The sequence below is a fragment of the Bradyrhizobium sp. genome (genome assembly GCF_019242285.1).
Classification (GTDB): domain Bacteria; phylum Pseudomonadota; class Alphaproteobacteria; order Rhizobiales; family Xanthobacteraceae; genus Bradyrhizobium.
Window position 1 is genome coordinate 18,282 of record NZ_JAFAVV010000795.1, and the last position, 22,119, is coordinate 40,400.

The window sequence follows — 22,119 nt, forward strand, 5'->3', positions numbered from 1 at the left end:
TCGCCTCGCGGCGGGGCCGTTTAACGTTAACCATTCACCCTGCAAAGGCGCCCCCGGCGCTTTTTTGCCACAGTTGGGGGATTACTTTTCGCGCTAACTTGGGGGCGGGATGATAACCTCTGTTAACCATCCCGCATCTAGAAAAGCGGTCGTCTCTTTCGCGCGTTGTGGGACTGGCGAAAGGACCCTCGACCGCTCGTCGACTGGGTAGGCTCATCTTGCTGGCTGGTTTCGCGCGCCATTTTCACGGACTGCCGTCGTCCAACTCAGGCCTCAGGGCCGGGTGTTGTTTTGGGTTGGCGTCGCTATTGCTGCTGATGGGCGCGGGCTCGGTCCACGACGCCACCGCCGAGAACGAGACTCGCACCCTCTCCTTCCACCACACCCATTCCGGCGAAGACCTCACCGTCACCTTCAAGCGCAATGGCCGCTATGACGAGGACGCGCTGAAGCAGCTCAATCACTATCTCCGCGACTGGCGCAGCCAGGACCAGACGGAGATGGACCGCCATCTTTTCGATATCATCTGGGAGGTCTATCGCGACGTCGACGGCAAGGAGCCGATCCAGATCGTCTCCGCCTATCGGTGTCCCTCCACCAACTCCATGCTCCGCCACCGCTCCGCCCATTCCGGCGTGGCGCGGTTCAGCCAGCACATGCTCGGTCATGCCATGGATCTCTCCATCCCCGGCGTGCCGCTGGAGCAGATCCGCTTTGCGGGCCTGAGGCTGCAACGCGGCGGCGTCGGCTTCTATCCGACCTCGGGCTCGCCTTTCGTCCATCTCGACACCGGCAACATCCGCCACTGGCCGCGGATGACCCATGATCAACTGGTGAAGGTGTTCCCCGACGAACGCACCGTCCACATCCCCTCCGACGGCACGCCGCTGAAGGGCTACGAGCTCGCCAAGACCGAGATCGAGAAGCGCGGCAATGGCGACGACGGCGCCACCTTCTCCAAGCCCGGCGGATTGCTGGCGTCGCTGTTCGGACGCAAATCGAATGACGACGAGGACGAAGCCGCCGCGTCGGCTGGCGATGACGAGCCCGTGACGACCGCCGTCGCGGCCAAGCCCGCCGACAGCAAGCCGGTAGCTCCCGTGCCGACCCCGCGGGCCAAGCCCGCGGCACCCCCCGCCCTTCAACTCGCCTCCGCCGACGCCCAGATCGTGCAGGCGAAGCCCAAACCGCAAGCCGGCCAGCTGATGGCGGAAAAGCCGACTGACGCGACGTCGCCGACCCCGGCCGATATCATCAATAGCCGCTTCTCCTGGGGCAACGATCCGGGCACGCCGAATCAGGCGACGCCGGCGCAGGTGCTGGCGGCGATCACCGCCAGGCAGGCGACCGAATCAGCCGACCCCAAGGCGACCGCGAGCCTCTACCAGGCGATGGCCTATGCCCCGCTGGCCAACTCCCCGGTCGATCACGCCAACATCGTCGCGGCGTCCGCGCCGATCCCACGCAGTGCGCGCCCGGCCACAACCCGCCTCGCGGCGGCAAACGAGATCAATACCGTCGCCGCGAAGGGGGTTCAGGGCGACGGAGTCGCGACATCGACCCGCCTCTCCTCGCCGAAAGGCAACGACGTCTGGCTGCGCATCGAGCTGTTGGCGCCGAGCGCGACCACCTCGATGTCGGTGACGATGCTGGGCGATTCCGACCTGACCGTGATGCGCGCGTTCTTCGTCAAGCCTCAGGCCAGCATTGTCATGGGTTTCGCCGATGATCCGATGATGGGCCTTTCGGTCGATCACTTCTCGGGATCGGCGACGCCGAAGCTTGAGACGGTCACGTTCAAGCTGCGCGCGGCGATGCGCTGAGCTCAACCCGGTAACGAAGCTCGACAGCCCTGGCACCGCGAGTTCGCGAGGCCGGCGGCCAAATCACAGCATCCCCAGGGCCTGCATGTAGGTTTCGAGGATCGTCTCCTCTTCCTGGCGCTCGTTGGGGTCCTGCTTGCGCAGGCGCACGATGGTGCGCAGCGCCTTGACGTCGTAACCATTGCCCTTGCTCTCGGCATAGACGTCGCGAATGTCGTCCGAGATCGCCTTCTTCTCCTCCTCCAGCCGCTCGATGCGCTCGATGATGGATTTGAGCTGATCGACCGCGAAGCGCGTGGCCGGCGCTTCCTGCTCTTTGACGGCGGCGGCGGAGGTGGCCATCTCTTGCTCCTGGAATGAAACTGTTTGAGAATTGATGCACGCTGGCGCCTGTCATGCGCGGCGTCGTGAAAATGACACTTCAGTTTCGCGCCGTCCGGGTCAAGGCAGCATCGGCCTCATCCACAGCGCGCCCACACCTTGTTGCGCGGGAGAAGAATCCGCTTGCCATGCGAATCACGGCAACCGCGCTTGTGCACGGTGGGCGTCAGTGGCCCGGATGGGATTTCTTCAATGCTTCCGTCTGCGCAGGGGAAGCCTCGGCCTGATATTTGGCCTTCCAGGTCGCGTAGGACATGCCATAGACGGCCTCGCGGCTTTCGTCCTTGGTCATCGGCACGCCCTTGGCATCGGCCGCGTCCTTCAGCCAATTGGACAGGCAGTTGCGGCAGAAGCCGGCCAGATTCATCAGGTCGATGTTCTGCACGTCGGTGCGGGCCTTCAGATGCTCGACCAGGCGGCGGAAGGCGGCTGCCTCGAGTTCGGTTTTCGTCGCATTATCGATAGTCATGGGATCGTCATCTCGTCATCGGCGGCATGGCCTGGAATGTGGACATTCGCGCGCAAAATGCCATATCGCAGCGCAAACAGGGGGCTGGACCGACGTGGAACTTTAATGGTCTTGTGCATTAAAATGCCGCCTTGGCCGTTGACACTACACACCCGCCTACGCGAAATCGTCAATGATTTGATATAGCTTCGCGCGATGATCCCGACCAGTTCCCCCCACCGAAACCTGCGCTCCGCCCTGCTGCCCGGCTTGGCCTTTGCCGTTCTCGTGCTGTGGAACGGATCGGCGCTCGCGGACTTTCGCCTCTGCAACAACACCGCCAGCCGGGTCGGTATCGCGCTCGGCTACAAGGATGCCGAGGGGTGGACGACCGAAGGCTGGTGGAATGTTTCATCGCGGAGCTGCGAGACGTTGTTGAAGGGTTCACTGGTTGCTCGCTACTACTACATCTATGCGCTCGACTATGATCGTGGCGGCGAATGGTCGGGGCAGGCCTTCATGTGCTCGCGCGACAAGGAGTTCACCATCAAGGGAACCGACAATTGCCTGGCGCGCGGCTTCGACCGCACCGGCTTCTTCGAGGTCGATACCGGCGAGCAGCGGGCGTGGACGGTGCAGCTGACCGACGCCAATGAGCAGCCGGCGCAGCAGCGCGTTCCCGGCATCCCGGGCACGGTCGGTCCAGGCGGCAACGTGCCGGGGCTGCCTAACGCCGCGCCCGGGACGGCCCCCGCCCCGGGCACGCCAAGCCTGCCGCCGGCCGCAGCGCCCGGAAACAAGCCATGAGGCGGTTGCGCCGGATCAAGATCCTCGCGACCCTCGGACCCGCCTCCTCGGATAGCGCGATGATCCGCCGCCTGTTCGAGGCCGGCGCCGATATCTTCCGCATCAACATGAGTCACACGCCGCACGACAAGATGCGGGAGCTGGTTTCGACCATTCGCAACGTCGAATCGAGCTACGGCCGGCCAATCGGCATCCTGGTCGACCTCCAGGGCCCGAAGCTCAGGCTCGGCTCGTTTGCCGACGGCGCGATCCAGTTGCAGAACGGCCAGAGCTTCACCCTCGATTCCGACAAGACGCCGGGCGATTCCACCCGCGTGCAATTGCCGCATCCGGAGATTCTTGCAGCCCTTCGTCCCGGCCACGCCTTGCTGCTCGACGACGGCAAGGTGCGGCTGATTGCGGAGGAGACCTCGCCCGAGCGGGCTGTCACCCGGGTCGTGATCGGCGGCAAGATGTCGGATCGCAAGGGCGTCAGCCTGCCGGACACCGATCTGCCGGTCTCGGCGATGACCCCGAAGGACCGCGCCGACCTCGACGCGGCCCTCGCCACCGGCGTCGACTGGATCGCGCTGTCCTTCGTGCAGCGCGCTGAGGACGTGATCGAGGCCAAGAAGATGATCCGGGGGCGCGCCTCGGTGATGGCGAAGATCGAGAAGCCCCAGGCGATCGACCGCCTGCCCGACATCATCGAGGTCTCCGACGCGCTGATGGTGGCGCGCGGCGATCTCGGGGTCGAATTGCCGCTGGAGCGGGTGCCGAGCCTGCAGAAGCAGATGACGCGGCTGGCGCGCCGCGCCGGGCGGCCCGTGGTGATCGCGACCCAGATGCTGGAATCGATGATCCAGGCGCCGGTGCCGACCCGGGCCGAAGTCTCCGACGTCGCCACCGCCGTCTACGAAGGCGCCGACGCCATCATGCTGTCGGCGGAATCGGCGGCGGGCAAATATCCGGTCGAAGCGGTCTCCACCATGAACCGGATCGGCGAGGAGGTCGAGCGCGACCCGACCTATCGCGCCGTCGTTTCCGCCCAGCGCCCGGATCCTGAAGCGACCGCGGGCGACGCGATCGCGGATGCCGCGCGGCAGATCGCCGAGACGCTCGACCTGCCGACCATCATCTGCTGGACCTCGTCGGGCTCGACCGCGATCCGCGTCGCGCGCGAGCGGCCGAAGCCTCCGATCGTCGCCATCACGCCGAACCTCGAGACCGGACGCAAACTGTCCGTGGTCTGGGGCGTGCATTGCGTGGTCGCCGAGGACGCCCGCGACCAGGACGACATGGTCGACCGCGCCGGCAGCATCGCCTTCCGCGACGGCTTCGTCCGCGCCGGCCAGCGCGTGCTCATCGTCGCCGGCGTGCCGCTCGGCATTCCCGGCACCACCAACATGGTGCGCATCGCGTCCGTGGGCTCCGGGCGCGACGCCGACGTCTGACACGCGCGACGCCAACCTTCTCGCTCGCTCAAGCCCCGACCAGCGCCTTCGCCGGCACGGCTGCCGCCTGCACCACGAGGCCGCGGGCGCGGGCGTCCATGACGCCGACCGCGCGCAACGCCAGCAGCGTCACCGACTGCACGGCATCGCGGAGCTTGGCGGGGTCGTCGAGATGATCCGGCGCCAGCGGCCCGACCAGCGACTCGTGCAGCGCGCCGAGCAGCGCGGTGGCGGCGAGCTGGGTGTCCTGCGCCGGCAGATGGCCGGCGCGCACCGCCGCATCGATCCGGATCGCGATCTCGCCGGCGATCTCGCGCCGGCTCGCCAGCCGTGATTCGGTGACGTCGACATCGACCGGCTCGGCCAGAATGCCCCAGGAGAGCTTGCGCTGGGACAGCACGTGCACGGCGACCGTGGACACAGCCGCCGCCAGCGCCGACGACGGCCCGGGCGCGGCATCCGCGGCGCGGCGGATCGCGGCGAGCTCGTCGCGCGAGACGTCGGCGATCAATTCCGAGATCAGGTCCGCCTTGGACGGGAAATAGCGATAGACCGTGCCGGCAGCGACGTTGGCGCGGACCGCGACCGGCGCGATCTGGACCGCTGCCATTCCCGACTCCGCCGCGGCGTCCCGCGCGGCTGCCAGAATTGCACTGCGTCGCGCCGCAAGGCGCTTCACGACCTGATGGGTACGCCGATACACCATGGCGCGTCTTCCGTCCCTTACGCGGACCGGCACCCTGAGGCACGCACGATCGAACGCGTCTTCACTATTTTGCACGATTCCGCCCGGAACCGCCGCGAAGAACTGAACAACTATTCACGGTCGTTGGCAAGCCACAACCATGAACAAAATAGACGGTCGGGACTAGACGTTCGCCGCAGCCGTGACGGATGGCACCGGCTGCCGCCGCCACCATGGCCCTGCCCGGCGCAGCACCAGGGCCCCCACGATCAGGGTGATGATCAATCCGACCGGCTTGCCGAAGAAGATGAAGCTGATGAACAGCGCCAGCGCGCAAGCAAGCGCCGGGAGCTCGTAGGCGCGGAATCCGCGTGAAAGGCCGACGCGAACCAGGAACGCGACGGGTATAGCCAGCACCATCATGTCGTACATGAAGAGATAGGGCGTGGTGAGCAGCGTGCCGGTCGCGAGCGCCGCTGCCTTGAGCGCGTAGCGCACCCTGCTGCGCCAGATCGCGACCAGCGTGGTCGCGACCGCCGCGGTGAAGGTCCACTGGAAGGCCCAGCCGAACTGCTCCGAGCCGCCGAAGAAGCGCACCAGCGAATAGAGGCTCTGCAATTTCCACCAGGTCGCCTTGCCCTCGGTGAGGAAGGCCTGCGAGAAGGCGGGCATCCAGTGGAAGAACGCCTGCCAGCTCTCGATGCCGAAGGCGAGCCAGGAAATCAACGCGAGCGCGACCGCGGTGACGCCGGCCGAGACGAACACGGTCCACTCGCCGGCCGCGATCAGCACGATCGGAAACAGGAAGCCGTATTGCGGCTTGTAGGTCAGAAGACCGAGGCAGATGCCTGACAGGACCGGCCGCGTCGGCAACAGATAGAGCGTGCCGCCGACAAGGGCCGCGGTGAGAAAGCCGTTCTGCCCAACCAGCATATTGCTCAAGACCATCGGAAAGCCGAGGGCAAGCACCAGCCCGAAGGCGCGGCCCGTGATTGCGCGCATGACGGCGACATAGGGCACCTGGCTTGCCACGGCCCAGCCGACGAACGCCGCGCCATAGGGAAACTGCGCGAGCAGGGACGCGACGAACAGGAACGGCGGCGGATAATGCCAGGCGAAGTAGCCGACGAAATCCTCTTTCAGGATCGTCAGCTCGACCTGCTTCTGCAGATCCCAGTCGTAGGCCAGCGCGGGATGTCCATCGAGCGCCATGCGCCCCGCCGCCCAGACATTGATGAAATCGGTCGCGATGCCGTTGCCGTTCGCCTCGTAGATCCAGGCATGAGCGTAGTAGGCCGCCGGGAAGAACACCGCGTTGATGACCGCGAGCGCGAAGCAGGCGTGCACCAGCGCCGGCGGGATCGCTCGCGGCGCGTGCGTCATGGGCGGAGGGCTTTCGGCCATCGGACTTCCCTGCAACAAGATCGGCACCGTCGCGGACGGCGCACCTCTCTCCAGCAAAGCCGGTTTGCGTTGAGGAAATCTTAAGCTTTGGCGCAGGCGGCCGGTTTGTCGACACTGGTCTCACACGCGCTTCGTCACCACGCCCGTCGGTGTCGCGAAACCGTCCAAAGTCCTGATCCGCTTCTCCAGCCACCAGCCAAATTCCGGCGACCAGTCTTCGAAGCGACGGTTGATGCCGAGATCATGCGCCCAGTGCTGGGCGATGTTCGGATTGAACTGCGACTGGCGCCCGATCGCGATCAGGTCGGCCTGGCCGCGCCGGAGAATGTCCTCTGCCTGCTCTGCTTCGAGAATGATGCCGACCGCCACGGTCGCGATGTCGGCCTCCTTGCGAACGCGTTCCGCGAACGGCACCTGGAAGCCGAGGCTGCGCGGCACCTGCATCGCGGTCGCCGCTCCCGAGATGCCGCCGGAGGAGCAATCGATCACGTCGACCCCGCGCGCCTTCAATTCGCGGGCATAGACGACGGTGTCGTCCATGTTCCAGCCTTCCTTGGTGCCGTCGACCGACGACACGCGTACGAACAGCGGCATCGATGCCGGCATTTCGCGCCGCACCGCCTCGACGATCTCGAGCGGCAGCCGCATCCGCCCGGCGCGGTCGCCGCCATACTCGTCGTTGCGCGTGTTGGAAACCGGCGACAGGAACGAGGCGAGCAGATAGCCGTGCGCGGTGTGAATCTCGATGGCGTCGAAGCCGGCCTTGACCGCATTCCGCGCCGCATGCGCCCAGGTGCCGACCATGGCCCGGCATTCGGCGGTCGTGAGCTGCCGCGGCGTCAGCCAGCCTTTGGCGACCGGCTCCGCCGCCGGGCCGACCGGCTGCCAGATCCTCGCGCCCGCTTTCAGGTCGTCCTCGTTCAGTGGGCCCATGCCCCGCATCGCGGTCTGCGACGAGGCCTTGCGGCCGCCATGAGCAAGCTGAATGCCGATCGCGGTGTCCTGCCGTCTCATGAAGGCGATCAGCGGCCTGAAGCTTTCAACCTGCGCATCGTTCCAGATGCCGAGATCATGCTCGTTGATCAGCCCGATCTCCTCGACCGCGGTCGCCTCGACGAAGACGAGCCCGAAGCCGCCGAGCGCGTAGCGGCCGAGATGCACGAGATGAAAGTCGCCGCAGGTGTTTCCGGGCGCGCAGCGATAGTGGACCATCGGCGGGAGCACGAGCCGGTTCTTCAGCGTGAGGCCTCTCGCCGAAAATGGCTGAAACAGCCTTGGCCGCGTCGTCTCGCCGCCATCGTTTGGTCCGTCACTCACTGCCGCTACTCCCTAATGATGCACTCAGCATGACGCCAATGCGGACATCGATCAACCGCACACCATGACGCCACGAAGCGACGGCGCTCCGCTGTTCGCGCCATGTTGCCGCATCCCTTCGCGTTGAGTTCTGCGTGAGGTGCCCTAGGCGCAGCATCGCCCCGAAGCTATACTTCGTCGCGGAAGTCGAAATTCGGGGCGCCATCACCCCCGGAACGTTGTTGCGCGTGAAACGGAACACGTCAAAGGAGGAAATCAGATGTCGCTGACTCGCCGTCAAGCGCTGGCGTCCGCTGCCGCCGTCGTCGCAAGTACCATTGCCAGGCCCGCCATCGCCGCCAAGGAGCCGATCAGGATCGGCTATCTTCCGGCGCTCACCGGTCCGTCCTCGTCCACCGGCGTCGGAATGAATCGCGGCACCCAGCTCGCCGTGCAGGAGATCAACGCGGCCGGCGGCGTCGACGGAAGGCAGATCGAGCTCGTGCTGCGTGACACCCAGAGCGAGCCGACCAAGGCCGTGAACGCCGCGGCCGAGCTCACCCGCAGCGGCGAGAAGGTGAACATCGTGTTCGGCCCGGTCAACTCCGGCGAGTCGCTTGCGGTGGTGCCATTGCTCGCGCGCTCGAGCACGCCGCAGGTCCATCCATGCTGGGTCGACAGCCTGACGGACCCCGCGAAATATCCGATGTGCTTCCGCAACGCGCCCACCAACCAGCAGATCGGCGCCGCCGCCAACCGCTACGTGGTCGAGGTGCTCAAGTGCAAGAAAGTCGCGGTCATCAGCGACACCACGGGCTACGGCACCGCCTCGGTCAACGCCTACGTGCCGATGCTGAAGGAAAAGGGCGCGGAGGTCGTCTACCAGGGCAATATCGACGCTGCCAATCCCGATCTCACGCCCGAAATCCTGCGCATGCGCAACGCCGGCGCCGAGGCGATCATGCCGTGGAGCGTCAATCCCGGATTCTTGTCCCGCCTCATCAATACCCGCGGGCAGATGGGCTGGGACGTGCCGATCGCGGGACAGACCACGCTCGGCTCCGGCCAGACTCAGGCGCTGTTGGAGAAGCCCGAATACTGGGCCAAGGTCTATCCCAACAATTTCCGCCCGGTCTGCTACACCGCCGACGACAAGCTGGCCGATCGCACCGTCGCCTTCATCGACCGCGTGAAGAAAGCCAATGTCGATCTCGGCGACACGCTGTTGTGGTGGGTCGGGGTCGGCTACGACACGCCGCAAATGATCGCCGAGGCGGTCAGGAATGTCGGCACCGAGCCGGACAAGATCGTCGGCTATTTCAACCAGCTCAAGGAATTCCCGGGTGTCTATGGCGACATCACCTTCACATCCGCGCAGCACAACGGCTATCCGGACGAAGAGATCGTGATGGTCGAGGCCAATTCGCTCAAGAACGGCGCGTTCCGGCTGGCGCCGGGATATAATGCGTGAGCTGGATGGTTGTGATAATTGTGGCCTCATGGTTCGAAACGCGCGGCTTCGCCGCGCCCTCACCATGAGGTTCTTGGATTTCGCCGCGTGAAAGACCCTCATCCTGAGGAGCCCGCCGGCGGCGGGCATCTCGAAGGATGGGCTGCGAAAAGACTGCTCTCCCACGTACTCATCTCACGGCGCGCTGGATGCTCCCTGCGCAAGCATCACATCCGCGATCTTCTCCGCCGTCATCAGCGTCGGAAAATTGGTGTTGGCACAGGGCACCACCGGGAAGACCGAGGCGTCGACCACCCGGAGGCCCTGCACGCCCTTGACCCGCCCCTGCGTGTCGACCACCGCGAGCGGATCGTCGTCCCGGCCCATGCGGCAGGAACAGGAGGCGTGCCAGACGCCGATGGTCGCCTTGCGCACGAAGGCTTCCAGCGCCTCGTCATCGTTCATGACCTGGTCGAACGTAAAACCTTCGACCACGAAATTGTCGATCACGTAGTGGCGCAGCGCCGCCGGCCCGTCCATCAGCGCCGCTGCGATCGAGGTCAGCACCTTGTTCTTGGTGTTGACGACGCCGATCTTGCGCACCCGGTCGGAATAGGCGGCCGGGAACGGCTTGTCGGTCACCGCGGCGATCGGCGCACTCATCTGCATCGCGGCCATCTTGCGGAAACCGCTCATCAGCCGGTCGAGATCGCGTTTGTCGGAGAGCAGGTTGAACTCGACGACCGGCTCGGCGCGCGAATCGCGCGAGGCGAGCTTGACCTGTCCGGTCTCGGAATAGGTCTTGTTGACGAAGGCGAGCAGCGAGCCGATCTGCTCGCCGACAGCGTGCCAGGCCGACTTTGTCAATGCGGCCACGAACATGTCGCCCTTCGGCGCGCCTTCGATCCCGGAGGAATAGCGCAAGCCGACCTGGAGGTGGCGGCGGGTATGCGCGTTCATGCGTGCGCCGCGGCGCACGAAGGACGACAGCGCGATCGAGGGATGATCCATCAAGCGCTGGCCGACACCTGCAAGACCCATCCGCACCTCGATCCCCAAGTCCTTCAGATGCCCGACCGGGCCGATGCCGGCGCGGAGCAGGTGCGCCGGTGAATGGATGGCACCGCAGGACAGCACGATCTCGCGGCCGCGGAATTCCTGCTCGCGGCCGTCGACCTCGCACCTGATGCCGATGCAGCGCGTGCCCTCGAACAGAAGCTCCTTCACCTGCGTATGAGTCGAGATCGTCAGGTTGGGACGTTTGCGCGTTTCGCGATCGAGATAGCCCATGGCTGCGGAGACGCGCCGCTCCTCCGCGTTGGAATGGGTGATCGGGAAATAGCCGTCGGTGAACTCGCCATTCTGGTCGGGCAGGAAAGAAAAGCCGGCGAGTTCGAACGCTTGTGCCACGGCCTGTGCGTGCCCGGTCCAGTGCTCGCGCGGAATACGGCGCACGGGGATGCGGCCGTCCTTGCCGTGATACGGCCCGTCGAAATCGAGATCGCGCTCGACCTTGCGGAAGTAAGGCAGCACATCGTTCCAGCTCCACCCCACAGCGCCCCGCGCCTCCCACTCGTCATAGTCGGTCGGCGCGCCGCGGTTGGCGAGCTGGCCGTTGATCGAGGAGCCGCCGCCGAGCACCCGCGCCTGCTCGTATTTGCGCAAGGGAGGCCGCGCCTCGGTGGGATTGTTGTGGCTGATCACCTGCGTCGTGACCTTGAGCTCGGTCCAGTGGAAGCGGGGATCGAAATAGGCCGTGCCGGAATAGCTGTCGGCGATCTCGGGCGGCTCGTTGCCGGGCGGGGTATCCTGCCCGGCTTCGCAGAGCAGGATCTGGCTGGCGCTTCTGGCGGAGAGCCGGTGGGCGAGCACCGAGCCGGCCGAGCCGCCGCCCACGATGATGGTGTCGTACACGTTCACGTCTGGCGTTTCCTCTTGTTTTGCTCTTGGCGGGGAAAGGTAGCGCAGCTCGATCGGTGAGCGCCAGAGCGAGGCCATGCATGAATGTCGCGGGGTTGTGACGTCGAAGCAGGGCAGACACGGCCGCCTGCGTTCTCGCGGCGCGAAAGCGCGCCCGAGCTGTGCGTCGAAGGACCCTCTCGAAGAAGAGGGCGCAGGGAATGCCGGGTGCTGGCCGCAACCCATGGCCCGCCTGCAACAAGAAACGCAGGCGGCAGTCACCACAGGTCGAGCCGGATCAACCGGCATTCCCTGCGCGATGGTTTACGACTTATCGCGCGCTCTCCCTGGGAACCGGGCTTTCTTGCTCCCATCGCCTCGCGGACTCGTCATCCGCGAGACTTGACCCCAGCGTCGGGGGATCAGGACCACACGCCTTCGCCGTCCGCGTCGCGCTGCTCGTCCCGCAGCACATCCGCGTCCACCGCATCCCACCGCCCACGTTCGTGACGATCGCGAAGCGCCCCTCTCATGGCGGCAGGATGCGCGCATTATGCCGCTGATTTGGGGTCGGCGTCAAGAATATTTCTGAAAAACGGAAGCTGCGGACCTGCGGCAATCTGGCACGACGGGCAAATTCGGAAGGTGGATTACGCTTAATCCGCACTGCGACTGTCCGTCACTTGAACAGGTCGCGCGCGGCAGGGTCCTGCGCGACGGTGGTCTGGCGGATGCGCGTCACCGACATCGGCGAGCCGTCGGAGACGAACTGCAATTCGTAGAACCTGCCGTGCTTGTCCACGGCGGTGCAGGAGATGCTGGAGATCTGCCGGGTCGCGAAGCTGCCGACCTGCTTGCAGCCGCCGGACGAGAGCTCGACCCGCGGCACCGGCATGCCGTCCGCCTTCGGTCGGTCCTTGGAGTTCAGCAGCATGCGGTCGACCGGGAGCCGGTACACGTTGTCGTCCGAGCGCTGCCCGTCCTTGCCGGAGAACGAGATGATGTGGTTGGGATCCGTCGGATCGTCGAGCACGACGGTGAAGTTCACACGGCCATGCTCGCCGTGGAAGAAACCGATGGTCTTGCAAGCGAAGTCGCGCCCTGCGATCTTCAGCTTCGGGCATTTGCCGGTCATCAGGGCATAGATGTCGATGTCCGGATTCTGCCGCTCGACATCCTCGGGCACCGTCGGCGTCGCGAGCTGGGCGAACGATGGTGTCGCGAGCACCGCGGCAGCCACACCCAGTGCGCGCATCATGCCGCCGGCCCAACAAGACTTTTTCAGGAATACGAAACTCGCTACCGATCGCATCTCTATCTTCGTTCCCGTTCCACCGCCTGCCAGGCGATGTCGCGCCGGCAAAAGCCGTCCGGCCACCGGATGCGGTCGACCGCTTGGTAGGCGCGCGCCTGCGCCTCGGTCACCGTGCGGCCCATCGCGCAGACATTGAGCACGCGGCCGCCATTGGCGAGGATCGCGCCATCTTTTGCCACCGTGCCGGCGTGGAAAATCTCCACGCCCTCGATGGTGGCCGCCTCGTCGAGTCCCTCGATCCGCGAGCCCTTGCCGTAATCGCCGGGATAACCCCTGGCCGCCATCACCACGGTGACGGCAGCCTCCGGATACCAGCGCAGCGCAAAATTCCTGAGCTGTCCGTCGCAGGCGGCAAGCAGCGCCGGCACGATGTCGGACATCATGCGCAGCATCAGCACCTGGCACTCCGGATCGCCGAAGCGGACGTTGTATTCGAACAGTTTCGGGCCCGCCTGCGTCAGCATCACGCCGGCATAGAGCACGCCGCGAAACGGCGTGCCGCGCGCCTTCATGCCGCCGACCGTCGGCAGGATGATCCGCGTCATGATCGCGTCGTGGATGTCGCCGGTGACGAACGGCGTCGGCGAATAGGCGCCCATGCCGCCGGTGTTCGGGCCCTCGTCGTGGTCGAAGGCGCGCTTGTGGTCCTGCGCGGAAGCAAGCGGAATCGCGGTCTCGCCGTCGCACAGCGCGAAGAAGGAGACCTCGCGGCCTTCGAGATATTCCTCGATCACCACTTCGGCGCCGGCGCGGCCGAAGCCGCCGCCGAACATCCTGGCGATTGCATCCTCGGCCTCGCGCAAGGTGCTCGCCACCACCACGCCCTTGCCGGCGGCAAGGCCGTCGGCCTTGATCACGATCGGCGCGCCCCGCGCGCGCACATAGGCGAGCGCATCGGCGGCCGCGGTGAAACGGCGATAGGCACCGGTCGGAATATCGAACTCGGCGCAGAGGTCCTTGGTGAAACCCTTGGAGCCTTCGAGCTGCGCGGCCGCCCTCGAGGGCCCGAACGCCTTGATGCCGCTCGACGCCAGATCGTCGACGATACCGGCGGCGAGCGGCGTCTCCGGTCCGACCACGACCAGATCGACCTCGTTCGCCTTGCAGAAGGCGGCGACGGCGGCGTGGTCGGCAAGATCGAGCGCAGCGCAGTCGGCCTCCCGCGCGATGCCGGCATTGCCGGGCGCCGCCCACAGCCTCGTCACCAGCGGAGACGCCGCGATCTTCCATGCCAGCGCATGTTCGCGGCCGCCGGAACCGAGCAGGAGGATGTGCATCGAACGCGCCCACAACAGACGGGGAACAGCAAGTCGGATGCCCGAATCCGCCAGCCCCCGCAAGCGCAGAAATCAATTGACGCCGCCCTGCTTACCTCCCTCGCCTGCCGAGGCCGCGATGATCTCCTGCAGGGTGGCGACATGGCGGGCAAAGGCGCCGCGGCCGGCCGCGGTCGCGGTCACCGTGGTCTGCGGCTTCCTGCCGACGAAGGCCTTGTCGACCGCGACATAGCCGGCCTTCGCCAGCGTCTCGATATGGGCGCCGAGGTTGCCGTCGGTGGCACCGGTCAGCTTCTTCAGCTTGACGAATTCCAGCCCGACCGAATGCGGCAGCGCGTTGAGTGCTGCCATGATCCGGAGCCGCAGCGGCTGATGAATGATCTCGTCGAGGTCAGCCATCGCGCTAGATTCGGCGCATCCAGAGACCGCCGAGGACGAGCCCGCCGCCGTGGGCCGCAGCCATCCACAACAGGAAGTTCGCACCGACGGCGTAGTAGCCGATCAACGTCAACATGGTCGTGCAGACTGCGATCACGATGAACGCATAGCCGAACCACAGGCCGGCGATCGCATAGAACAGCATGCCGTAGAGCGCCCAGAACACGATCATCTGACGCAGCCCGAAATGGGCAAGCACGACCGAGCAGAAGACACCGAATGCACCGATCAGGAGAAACGTGGTCAACGAGCGGATCGGGAAGGAGCGGGTCCCCGAGCGGGCATTGCTGATGACGCCGACGGCGATAGTGACGGCAAGGCCCGCGAGATTCGTGATCGTCCAGATCGTGTAGCCCTGGCGCGGCCACGTGTAGTTGGCGATGTAGGCTGCAGCCACCAGCACGCCCCATATCGTGATGATGAGGCTGGACAGATGATAGATTCGCGACTGACGGACGCGCCGAACGACATCGTTGATATCGTTCAACGCCGCGCTGGCCTGCCGGCTATCGATCACGATGGCGCTCCGCCCTGCTCGATGAGCTTGTTGGGAGCCGCTGGACCGTTCACAGGCGGCCGATTCTTCCGGATCACGACATAAGCGATCGCCATCGTCACGAAGGAGAGGACAAGTGCCGCCAGGCCGATCTGATCGCGCGTCGTCACCAGGCCCAGCCGCGCCGTGATTTCTGTCGCTGCCGCCGATATCAGCGACACGTAGGACCAGGCGATGAAGTTGTAGTGGATCGTTCTCCAGCGCGCCGGCCGCGGGCTGAGCAATAGCGGCACGATCGCGAGCACGATGCAGATGAAGTTCACGATCGCGCCGACATGAAACAGGTTGAAGCGACCGTTGAACCGATAGACCAGCAGCGCCGTCGCGTCCGCGACCAGCATGGCATAAACATAGGCGTAGCCCGTCGCGCGATGAATTGGGCCTCCCTTCGAAAGTACGAACTGGATGGCGCCGGCAATGATGCCGAAGCCGGCCAGGGCTGCATGAATGGAGCCAAACAGGGTCAAATGGGGAAGCATGGGCACCTCGAATTCGGGAACCAAAGATACAGATAGCTCTGTAACACAGAGTAAAGGAAAAGACGAGATGTGAGTTGGCGCCTGGCGGCGAAAATCCTTACCTTGCACGGACCCCTTTTGTTCGCGATTCGACATGCCTGCAGCCGAAGTCCTGATCAACGCGCCCGAATTCACCGTGTCCGAGCTGTCCGCCTCACTGAAGCGGACGGTCGAGGACACCTATGGCCATGTCCGCGTTCGCGGCGAGATTTCCGGCTTTCGCGGGGCGCATTCCTCCGGACACTGCTATTTCGCGCTCAAGGACGAGAACGCCAAGATCGAGGCCGTGATCTGGAAGAGCGCGCATTACCGGATGCGCTTCAAGCCGCAGGAAGGGCTCGAGGTCATCGCCACCGGGAAGCTGACGACCTATCCGGGCTCCTCGAAATACCAGATCGTGATCGAGCAGCTCGAGCCCGCCGGCATCGGCGCGCTGATGGCGCTGATGGAGGAGCGCAAGAAGAAGCTCGCGGCCGAAGGCCTGTTCGACCAGTCCCGCAAGAAGCAACTGCCCTGGCTGCCCGAGGTGATCGGCGTCGTCACCTCACCGACCGGCGCGGTCATTCGCGACATCCTGCATCGGCTCGAGGACCGCTTCCCCCGCCGCGTGCTGGTGTGGCCGGTCAAGGTGCAGGGCGAGGGCTCGGCCGAGCAGGTCGCAGCCGCCATCCGCGGCTTCAATGCGCTGCCCGAGGGCGGCCGGATCCCGCGGCCCTGCGTGCTGATCGTGGCGCGCGGCGGCGGCTCGCTGGAGGACCTCTGGTCGTTCAACGAGGAGATCGTGGTCCGGGCCGCGGCCGACAGCGTGATCCCGCTGATCTCGGCGGTGGGCCATGAGACCGACGTCACGCTGATCGATTTCGTCGCCGACAAGCGCGCGCCGACGCCGACGGCCGCAGCCGAGATGGCGGTGCCGGTGCGCAGCGAGCTGCTGTCGGAGGTGACGGTGCTGGCGCGTCGCGTCGCCGTGTGCTGGCAGCGCGCCCAGGAAGGCCGCCGCAACGAATTTCGCGCGGCCGCGCGCGCGCTGCCTGCGGCCAACCAGTTGCTGGCGATCCCGCGCCAGCGGCTGGATGCAGCCGCAGGCGCCCTGCCCCGCGGCCTGAAGGCCAACACGCATGCGCATTTCCGCCGTTTCGCCGGCGCCAGCGCAAGGCTCACCGTGCGCGTGCTGCGCGGCCAGGTGGCGCAGGCCCGGCATCGCCTCGTCGTGTCCGGCGAGCGCCTGACGCTGTCCTCGCGCGCGCTGCTGCACGGCCGGCGCGACCGCTACGCCGGGCTCGCGGCGCGCTTCAAGGCCTCGAAGCTCGCCAACGCCGAGGCGCAGCGCCAGGCGATCGCGCGCCAGCGCGAGCGCACCGAGCGGCTTGCCGAACGGGCACGAAGAGCACTCGGGACGATGCTGCACCGGCTTGAGGCGCGCATGACCCATAGCGGGCAACTGCTCGGCGCGCTGTCCTATCGCAGCGTGCTGGCGCGCGGTTTTGCCCTGGTGCGCGACGAGGCCGGCCACCCCGTGCACAGCGCCGACAGCATCGGCCCACTCGCCCGGTTGGAGCTCGAATTTTCCGATGGCCGCGTCGGCGCCACGACCGACGCCGATCGGCCGGCCACCTCGCCGAAGCCGGTGCGCGAGGCGAAGCCGGCCACACCGAAGCGGGTGGCAAAACCGGTGGACCAGGGCAGCCTGTTCTAGAGCTTCCGTTCCGATGGAATCGGAACGGAAGCTCCTGCTTCTTTGTTTTGACGCGTTTTCTTCACGCGAACCGGTATCCACTTCGCTCGAAAACGCTCCGGCGGCGCGTCAGCGCGCCAGCCACTCGGTGACGAGCTTCTGCGAATCGGCGCGCGCCTCGGCGTCGCTGGCGAGATGGCCGTGCTCGGGCAGCGCCGCGTCCGAGGTTCCGGCCAGCGCGTGCAGGGGCAGGTTGACGCGATCGAAATCCTGGTAGGCGCCGGGATAGACCACCATCCGCGTCAGCGCGCTGCGCCCGCGCGCGCCGTCGATCATCTGGCGGCAGGCCGGCGGCGAGGCGACGTCGTCCTTGCCGCCGATCAGCACCAGCGTCGGCACGCGCGTGCTCCAGCCGAGCCCCGCCGAGCTGCGGCAGTCCGGGTAGAATGCGATCGCCGAACGGAAATCCGGCTCGATGCCGCGGGTCGACAATTGCGGCCGCACCGCCCACAGCAAGGCGCTCGCGCCACCCGCCCACCCCATCAGGCTGATGCGGTCGTGGATGGCCCAGGGCTGCTGCTGCAGCCATTGCCGCGACGCCACGATATCCTCGACGCGCTCGCGGCGTCCACGTATCGGCCGCTCCTTGACACGGCATTGCGGCCCCAATCCGCGGGAGCCGTAGCTGTCCGGCAGCAGCACTGCCTTGCCGTCCTTCAATAGCTGCTCGGCCCAGTCGCGATAGCGCGGCAGCACCGGCTCCGAGCGGCCGGCGAGGCCGCCGCATCCATGCAGTGCGATCACGGCCGGGAACGGACCGTCGCCCTCGGGCTTGAACAGCTCCGCGCGCAAGGTGCCGCTGCTCAGGGGAATGTCGACCTGCAACGGCGCAGGCAGCGCGCCCGCATCCGCGGATGGGAGCGAAACAAGCAGCGCCAGGACGGTGATAGCTGACACGAAGCGCATCGGGTGCGGGTCGCCGGCAGGCTTCAGGGATCGAACCACGAAAATAGCTAACACGCGCCAATGCATGCAAAACATCACAAATCGGTGGGTTTTGCCGGCGGACAGCACGGCCTATCTATGATAGATCGACATTAATCTGCATTACCGAAATTCATCGGAGCCCTCAACCGTGCTGAACAAATTCGGGCCCTCCGGCCATGGCGAAGCGCAGGTGCAATATCTCGACGGCGACTTCCGCGTGATCTCGCCGGGAACCTATGTACGCTGCGCCGTGACCGATGTACGGATCCCGCTCGATGAGCTGAAATACTGGAGCGTCGACCTGCAGGAAGCCTACGCGACCCCCGCCGCCGTGCTGCAGCGGCATCATCCCGGTGCGCTGGAGCCGCAGGCATAGCGAGGAGGTCAGTTGGCGCGGGCCGCGAGTTTCGCCCCGCGCGCCCGAAACAGCCGCTCGGAGAGGAATTTCCTCACCCCGCCGGTGTCCTCGAATTCCAGCGTCACCGCGAACGCCACGATGTCTTGCGTCAGCGCGGACAGCCCGGTGCCCGTGCCGAGCCGCACGAGATCCTTCTCCGTCGTCACCGGCGTCAGCGCCTCGCGTGCGGCATCGGCGAGCAGGGCTGCGACCTCGTCGGGCGTGAAGTCGTGATGATCGGCAAAGGCGCGCTCACGGACCACCTCGATCCCGCTCGCCCGCAGCGTACGGAAGAAGCGGGCAGGATCGCCGATGCCGGCGAAGGCAAGCACACGCTTGCCCGCGAGCCGCGCGACCGAGGCCGGCTGCGGCGCGAGCCGCGCAGCAAACACCGGCCCTCCCCGCCCGGCTATTTGCGCGGCGACGGCGTCGCTGGCGTGGCCCTTGCCGATCACGACCAGCGCATCGGTGCGGCCGAGCTGCGGCGACAATGGTGCGCGCAGGGGACCGGCCGGGAACACAAAACCGTTGCCGATGCCGCGGTCGCTGTCGATCACGATCAGCGACGCATCCTTGGCAACGCGCGGATTCTGGAAACCGTCGTCCATCAGGATGACGCTGGCGCGCCGCGATTTCGCCAGCGCGACGCCATCGACGCGGTCGCGCGCGACCGCGACGGCCAGGTGCTGTGCCATCATCAGAGGCTCGTCGCCGACATCGGCCGCGCGGTGGCGCGCCGGATCGACCATCACGGGACCATGCAGCCTGCCGCCATAGCCGCGGCTGAGCACGACCGGCGTCTCGTCGAGCTCGCGCAGCAGGCCGGCGAGCGCCAGCACCGTCGGCGTCTTGCCGGCGCCGCCCAGATGATAGTTGCCGACGCAGAAGACCGGAATGCCGGCGTCGAGCCCCCCCCGCTGCATCCTGATCGCGGTAACCGCGCCATAGAGCGCGCCGAGCGGCCAGAGCAGCAACGACCGGACGGAGGCCGGCCGGTGCCAGAAGGCCGGCTCACGCATTCGCGGCTCCCATCTCGAGCCTGAGCTGCAGGAGATACGGCTCGAGCGCGCCGAGCGTCCGCTCCAGCGCGCCGCCGAGATCGTTCACCACGCGCTCGCCGGCGGCGGCCATGGTCTCGCATGCCGCCGGATCATCGAGCAGTTGCCCGAGCTGCCTGACCAGCGCTTCCGGCGTGCCGGCGCATCTGGCGCCGCCCTCGGCATCGAGCGCCGCGTAGACATCGGCAAAATTGAACACGTGCGGACCATGAATGATGGACGCGCCGAGCTTGATCGGCTCGATCGGATTCTGGCCGCCATGCGCGACCAGCGAGCCACCCATGAACACGATGTTCGACAGCCGATAGAACAGACCGAGCTCGCCCATGGTGTCGGCGACATAGACGTCCGCCGGCGCGGTCGGCATCTCCTCGCGCGAACGCAGCGCCGGCTTCAGTCCCGACGCCGCGATCAGCCCCGCGACGCCGGGACCACGATGAGGATGGCGCGGCACGATCACGGTGAGGAGCTGGGGGAACATCCTGACCAGCGATTTGTGCGCGTCGACCAGCAGCTCCTCCTCGCCCGGATGGGTCGAGGCCGCCAGCATGATCGGCCGGCCGCGCGTCACCGACATCAACCGCTCGAGCCTGACCGGATCGGCCGGCGGCGCCGGAACGTCGAGCTTCAGATTGCCCGTCGTCACGACATTGCGGCAGCCGAGCACGGAGAAGCGCTCGGCATCGGTCGCCGATTGCGCGAGGCAGACCTCGAACTTCTCCAGGATTGCCGAGATCGTCGCCGACATCCGGCGCCAGCGCGGGAACGACCGCGGCGACATCCGGCCGTTGATCAGTACCATCGGCAGGCGCCGCGCCGCGCCGGCTAGGATCAGGTTCGGCCACAGATCGGATTCGATGAACAGCGCGAGCGACGGCTGCCAGTGATCCAGGAAGCGCGCGACATAGCGGGGCGAATCATAGGGTACGTATTGGTGGATGACGTCCGGCGGGAAGCGCTTGGCGACGACGGCAGCGGAGGTCACCGTGCCCGAGGTCAAGAGGATGCGCAGATTGAGCTCGCGCAACCGCTCGATCAGCGCCGCTGCCGCCAGCACCTCGCCGACACTCGCGCCGTGCACCCACACCAGCGGACCGAGCGGGCGGACGTCGCGGCTGAGCCCGCGCCGCTCGCCGATCCGTTCCGGATCCTCCTTGCCCAACCTCAGCCGCCGCCTGATCAGCACCGGCGCCAGCGGCACCATGGCCGACGACAGGCCACGGTAGAACCGCAGCGTCATCGGCAGCGGACTAGACATGGCTGGCGCCGTCCGGACGGCCGATGATGGCATAGGCGCGGCGGGTCGCCTCGTTCAGGGTCTTTTCCAGCTCGAGGCGCAGCGCTTCCATCGCCGCAGCGTCGGCATCCGGGGGCACATGAATCTCCTTGATTCCCACCAGCGCGCCGCGCCCGAACGGCAGATTGATGGTGGTGCTATCCCAGTTGCGCAACCGGACATAACGGCTGGTCGCCATCGCAAAGGGCATGATCGGCCGTCCCGATTCTCTCGCCAGCATGATGATGCCGAGACCTGCAACGCGCGCGCGCTTGGGCACGTCCGCTGTCAGCGCGACATTATAGTTGTCCGCCAGCGCCCGCACCATCTCCTTGAACGCGCCGACGCCGCCCTTGCGATGGAACGCCGCGCCGTGATCGCCGGAGCCGCGAATGGTTCCGATGCCGAGTCGCTCGGCCGCGAGCGCATTGTACTCGCCGTCGCGATGCCGGGAGATCAGCGTCTTGGCGCGGTAGCTTGCCTTGGTCTTGATGAACGGTGTCAGGAAATGCTGGCCGTGCCAGAACACCAGGATGCCGGGCATGCTGGGCTCGACCAGCTCGTAGATGTTGGCCGGCTCATAGGTGAAGCGATTGGTCCGCCAGACCAGGCGCAGGAACTCGGCCGCGAGGAAGCCGACAGCGCGCTGAAACCAGCTGCTGCGCAGCGCTTTACGAAACAGGCCTTTCAATTTCAGGGTTTCGCGTCTTGACCGGGATCAAGCAGCCGGTGCAGGTGCACGATGAAGTAGCGCATGTGGGCGTTGTCGACGGTCTGCTGCGCCTTGGCCCTCCAGGCGACCAGGGCGGTCGCGTAGTTCGGAAACACGCCGACGATGTCCACCTTGTCGAGGTCCTTGAACGTGTTGTGCTGAAGGTCGATCAGCTCGCCGCCGATGACGAGGTGAAGCAGTTGCTGCGGGGCGCTGTCTGGCATGGTGGGATGTCCTTAAGGGAAGGCCCGGCAAGCATCAAGATCGCACGCAGACGCTTCATG

At 66.2% G+C, this 22,119-nt stretch carries 22 protein-coding genes; 6 read left to right on the forward strand and 16 right to left on the reverse strand.

The genetic code is table 11. The annotated features are described in order from the left end of the window. The first annotated feature begins 317 nt into the window (after nt 1-317). Nucleotides 318-1,823, forward strand: coding sequence for a DUF882 domain-containing protein (locus JOY90_RS32460; RefSeq protein ID WP_291695203.1), 1,506 nt, complete (start codon nt 318-320; stop codon nt 1,821-1,823). Nucleotides 1,824-1,886: 63 nt separating this feature from the next. Here the strand turns inward: JOY90_RS32460 and JOY90_RS32465 are convergent, their stop codons facing one another. Next, nucleotides 1,887-2,165 carry a DUF2312 domain-containing protein gene (locus JOY90_RS32465; protein ID WP_291695176.1) on the reverse strand — a complete coding sequence of 93 codons (279 nt, stop codon included), beginning with the start codon at nt 2,163-2,165 and terminating at the stop codon, nt 1,887-1,889. A gap of 205 nt (nt 2,166-2,370) precedes the next feature. Beyond that, nucleotides 2,371-2,673: a DUF1244 domain-containing protein gene (locus JOY90_RS32470; protein ID WP_291695177.1), complete on the reverse strand. Its 303-nt coding sequence runs from the start codon at nt 2,671-2,673 to the stop codon at nt 2,371-2,373. 195 nt (nt 2,674-2,868) lie between these two features. On the opposite strand from JOY90_RS32470, the gene JOY90_RS32475 reads away from it, so the two are divergent. Both JOY90_RS32475 and pyk read left to right on the forward strand, forming a co-directional pair. Further along, nucleotides 2,869-3,459, forward strand: a complete 591-nt coding sequence (locus JOY90_RS32475; protein ID WP_291695178.1) for a DUF1036 domain-containing protein — start codon at nt 2,869-2,871, stop codon at nt 3,457-3,459. Continuing rightward, nucleotides 3,456-4,892: a pyruvate kinase gene (gene pyk, locus JOY90_RS32480; protein WP_291695179.1), complete on the forward strand. Its 1,437-nt coding sequence runs from the start codon at nt 3,456-3,458 to the stop codon at nt 4,890-4,892. The genes JOY90_RS32475 and pyk overlap by 4 nt, the downstream gene beginning before the upstream one ends. 28 nt (nt 4,893-4,920) lie before the next feature. Here pyk and JOY90_RS32485 read toward each other — a convergent pair whose 3' ends face one another. From JOY90_RS32485 to JOY90_RS32495, 3 genes are all read right to left on the reverse strand, one after another. Further along, complete coding sequence (locus JOY90_RS32485; RefSeq protein WP_291695180.1) at nt 4,921-5,598, reverse strand: TetR/AcrR family transcriptional regulator; 678 nt, start codon at nt 5,596-5,598, stop codon at nt 4,921-4,923. 162 nt (nt 5,599-5,760) lie between these two features. Then, nucleotides 5,761-6,981: a glycosyltransferase family 87 protein gene (locus tag JOY90_RS32490; protein ID WP_291695181.1), complete on the reverse strand. Its 1,221-nt coding sequence runs from the start codon at nt 6,979-6,981 to the stop codon at nt 5,761-5,763. Between the two features lie 120 nt (nt 6,982-7,101). After that, nucleotides 7,102-8,298, reverse strand: a complete 1,197-nt coding sequence (locus tag JOY90_RS32495) for an NADH:flavin oxidoreductase/NADH oxidase (protein ID WP_291695182.1) — start codon at nt 8,296-8,298, stop codon at nt 7,102-7,104. 259 nt (nt 8,299-8,557) lie between these two features. Between JOY90_RS32495 and JOY90_RS32500 the strand changes: the two genes are divergently transcribed. Next, on the forward strand, nt 8,558-9,748 hold the full coding sequence (locus tag JOY90_RS32500; RefSeq protein ID WP_291695183.1) for an ABC transporter substrate-binding protein: 1,191 nt from the start codon (nt 8,558-8,560) through the stop codon (nt 9,746-9,748). A gap of 174 nt (nt 9,749-9,922) precedes the next feature. Here JOY90_RS32500 and JOY90_RS32505 read toward each other — a convergent pair whose 3' ends face one another. From JOY90_RS32505 to JOY90_RS32530, 6 genes are all read right to left on the reverse strand, one after another. After that, a complete protein-coding gene (locus JOY90_RS32505) occupies nt 9,923-11,641 on the reverse strand; it encodes a GMC oxidoreductase (RefSeq protein WP_291695204.1) in 1,719 nt (572 codons plus the stop codon). Between the two features lie 664 nt (nt 11,642-12,305). Continuing rightward, the gene (locus tag JOY90_RS32510) at nt 12,306-12,884 is read right to left on the reverse strand and encodes a hypothetical protein (protein WP_291695184.1); all 579 of its coding nucleotides are present in this window, start codon (nt 12,882-12,884) and stop codon (nt 12,306-12,308) included. A 56-nt stretch (nt 12,885-12,940) separates the two neighbouring features. Then, nucleotides 12,941-14,218, reverse strand: a complete 1,278-nt coding sequence (gene purD, locus JOY90_RS32515; protein WP_291695185.1) for a phosphoribosylamine--glycine ligase — start codon at nt 14,216-14,218, stop codon at nt 12,941-12,943. Nucleotides 14,219-14,290: 72 nt separating this feature from the next. Further along, entirely contained in the window at nt 14,291-14,617 is a 327-nt protein-coding gene (locus JOY90_RS32520) for a transcriptional regulator (RefSeq protein WP_291695186.1), read from the reverse strand. Nucleotides 14,618-14,621: 4 nt separating this feature from the next. Next, entirely contained in the window at nt 14,622-15,173 is a 552-nt protein-coding gene (locus JOY90_RS32525; RefSeq protein WP_291695187.1) for a hypothetical protein, read from the reverse strand. Beyond that, a complete protein-coding gene (locus JOY90_RS32530; RefSeq protein WP_291695188.1) occupies nt 15,170-15,826 on the reverse strand; it encodes a DUF2306 domain-containing protein in 657 nt (218 codons plus the stop codon). The genes JOY90_RS32525 and JOY90_RS32530 overlap by 4 nt, the downstream gene beginning before the upstream one ends. Between JOY90_RS32530 and xseA the strand changes: the two genes are divergently transcribed. Beyond that, nucleotides 15,825-17,426 carry an exodeoxyribonuclease VII large subunit gene (gene xseA, locus JOY90_RS32535; RefSeq protein WP_291695189.1) on the forward strand — a complete coding sequence of 534 codons (1,602 nt, stop codon included), beginning with the start codon at nt 15,825-15,827 and terminating at the stop codon, nt 17,424-17,426. The genes JOY90_RS32530 and xseA overlap by 2 nt on opposite strands. Before the next feature lie 108 nt (nt 17,427-17,534). Here the strand turns inward: xseA and JOY90_RS32540 are convergent, their stop codons facing one another. Then, a complete protein-coding gene (locus JOY90_RS32540) occupies nt 17,535-18,371 on the reverse strand; it encodes a dienelactone hydrolase family protein (RefSeq protein WP_291695205.1) in 837 nt (278 codons plus the stop codon). 169 nt (nt 18,372-18,540) lie between these two features. On the opposite strand from JOY90_RS32540, the gene JOY90_RS32545 reads away from it, so the two are divergent. After that, on the forward strand, nt 18,541-18,768 hold the full coding sequence (locus tag JOY90_RS32545) for a DUF2093 domain-containing protein (protein ID WP_291695190.1): 228 nt from the start codon (nt 18,541-18,543) through the stop codon (nt 18,766-18,768). A gap of 8 nt (nt 18,769-18,776) precedes the next feature. On the opposite strand, the gene lpxK is transcribed toward JOY90_RS32545, so the two are convergent. The 4 genes from lpxK to JOY90_RS32565 are packed head-to-tail and all read right to left on the reverse strand — an operon-like array spanning nt 18,777 to nt 22,059. Next, a complete protein-coding gene (gene lpxK / locus JOY90_RS32550; RefSeq protein WP_291695191.1) occupies nt 18,777-19,808 on the reverse strand; it encodes a tetraacyldisaccharide 4'-kinase in 1,032 nt (343 codons plus the stop codon). After that, nucleotides 19,801-21,105 (reverse strand): 3-deoxy-D-manno-octulosonic acid transferase, encoded by a 1,305-nt coding sequence (locus JOY90_RS32555; protein WP_291695192.1) that lies wholly within the window; start codon nt 21,103-21,105, stop codon nt 19,801-19,803. Before JOY90_RS32555 ends, lpxK begins: the two co-directional genes overlap by 8 nt. Continuing rightward, nucleotides 21,098-21,814, reverse strand: a complete 717-nt coding sequence (locus tag JOY90_RS32560) for a lysophospholipid acyltransferase family protein (RefSeq protein ID WP_291695193.1) — start codon at nt 21,812-21,814, stop codon at nt 21,098-21,100. The genes JOY90_RS32555 and JOY90_RS32560 overlap by 8 nt, the downstream gene beginning before the upstream one ends. Nucleotides 21,815-21,816: 2 nt before the next feature. Further along, nucleotides 21,817-22,059: a DUF4170 domain-containing protein gene (locus tag JOY90_RS32565; protein ID WP_291695194.1), complete on the reverse strand. Its 243-nt coding sequence runs from the start codon at nt 22,057-22,059 to the stop codon at nt 21,817-21,819. Nucleotides 22,060-22,119: the final 60 nt, after the last annotated feature.

Excerpts from the sequence above, each read along its gene's own strand:
- JOY90_RS32490 (WP_291695181.1), bottom strand. The coding sequence starts at position 6,981 with ATGGCCGAAAGCCCTCCGCCCATGACGCACGCGCCGCGAGCGATCCCG.
- JOY90_RS32555 (WP_291695192.1), bottom strand. The coding sequence starts at position 21,105 with ATGTCTAGTCCGCTGCCGATGACGCTGCGGTTCTACCGTGGCCTGTCG.
- JOY90_RS32470 (WP_291695177.1), bottom strand. The coding sequence starts at position 2,673 with ATGACTATCGATAATGCGACGAAAACCGAACTCGAGGCAGCCGCCTTC.
- JOY90_RS32520 (WP_291695186.1), bottom strand. The coding sequence starts at position 14,617 with ATGGCTGACCTCGACGAGATCATTCATCAGCCGCTGCGGCTCCGGATC.
- JOY90_RS32530 (WP_291695188.1), bottom strand. The coding sequence starts at position 15,826 with ATGTCGAATCGCGAACAAAAGGGGTCCGTGCAAGGTAAGGATTTTCGC.
- JOY90_RS32460 (WP_291695203.1), top strand. The coding sequence starts at position 318 with ATGGGCGCGGGCTCGGTCCACGACGCCACCGCCGAGAACGAGACTCGC.
- xseA (WP_291695189.1), top strand. The coding sequence starts at position 15,825 with ATGCCTGCAGCCGAAGTCCTGATCAACGCGCCCGAATTCACCGTGTCC.
- purD (WP_291695185.1), bottom strand. The coding sequence starts at position 14,218 with ATGCACATCCTCCTGCTCGGTTCCGGCGGCCGCGAACATGCGCTGGCA.
- JOY90_RS32510 (WP_291695184.1), bottom strand. The coding sequence starts at position 12,884 with ATGATGCGCGCACTGGGTGTGGCTGCCGCGGTGCTCGCGACACCATCG.
- JOY90_RS32485 (WP_291695180.1), bottom strand. The coding sequence starts at position 5,598 with ATGGTGTATCGGCGTACCCATCAGGTCGTGAAGCGCCTTGCGGCGCGA.
- JOY90_RS32500 (WP_291695183.1), top strand. The coding sequence starts at position 8,558 with ATGTCGCTGACTCGCCGTCAAGCGCTGGCGTCCGCTGCCGCCGTCGTC.
- lpxK (WP_291695191.1), bottom strand. The coding sequence starts at position 19,808 with ATGCGTGAGCCGGCCTTCTGGCACCGGCCGGCCTCCGTCCGGTCGTTG.
- JOY90_RS32565 (WP_291695194.1), bottom strand. The coding sequence starts at position 22,059 with ATGCCAGACAGCGCCCCGCAGCAACTGCTTCACCTCGTCATCGGCGGC.
- JOY90_RS32475 (WP_291695178.1), top strand. The coding sequence starts at position 2,869 with ATGATCCCGACCAGTTCCCCCCACCGAAACCTGCGCTCCGCCCTGCTG.
- JOY90_RS32540 (WP_291695205.1), bottom strand. The coding sequence starts at position 18,371 with ATGCGCTTCGTGTCAGCTATCACCGTCCTGGCGCTGCTTGTTTCGCTC.
- pyk (WP_291695179.1), top strand. The coding sequence starts at position 3,456 with ATGAGGCGGTTGCGCCGGATCAAGATCCTCGCGACCCTCGGACCCGCC.
- JOY90_RS32465 (WP_291695176.1), bottom strand. The coding sequence starts at position 2,165 with ATGGCCACCTCCGCCGCCGCCGTCAAAGAGCAGGAAGCGCCGGCCACG.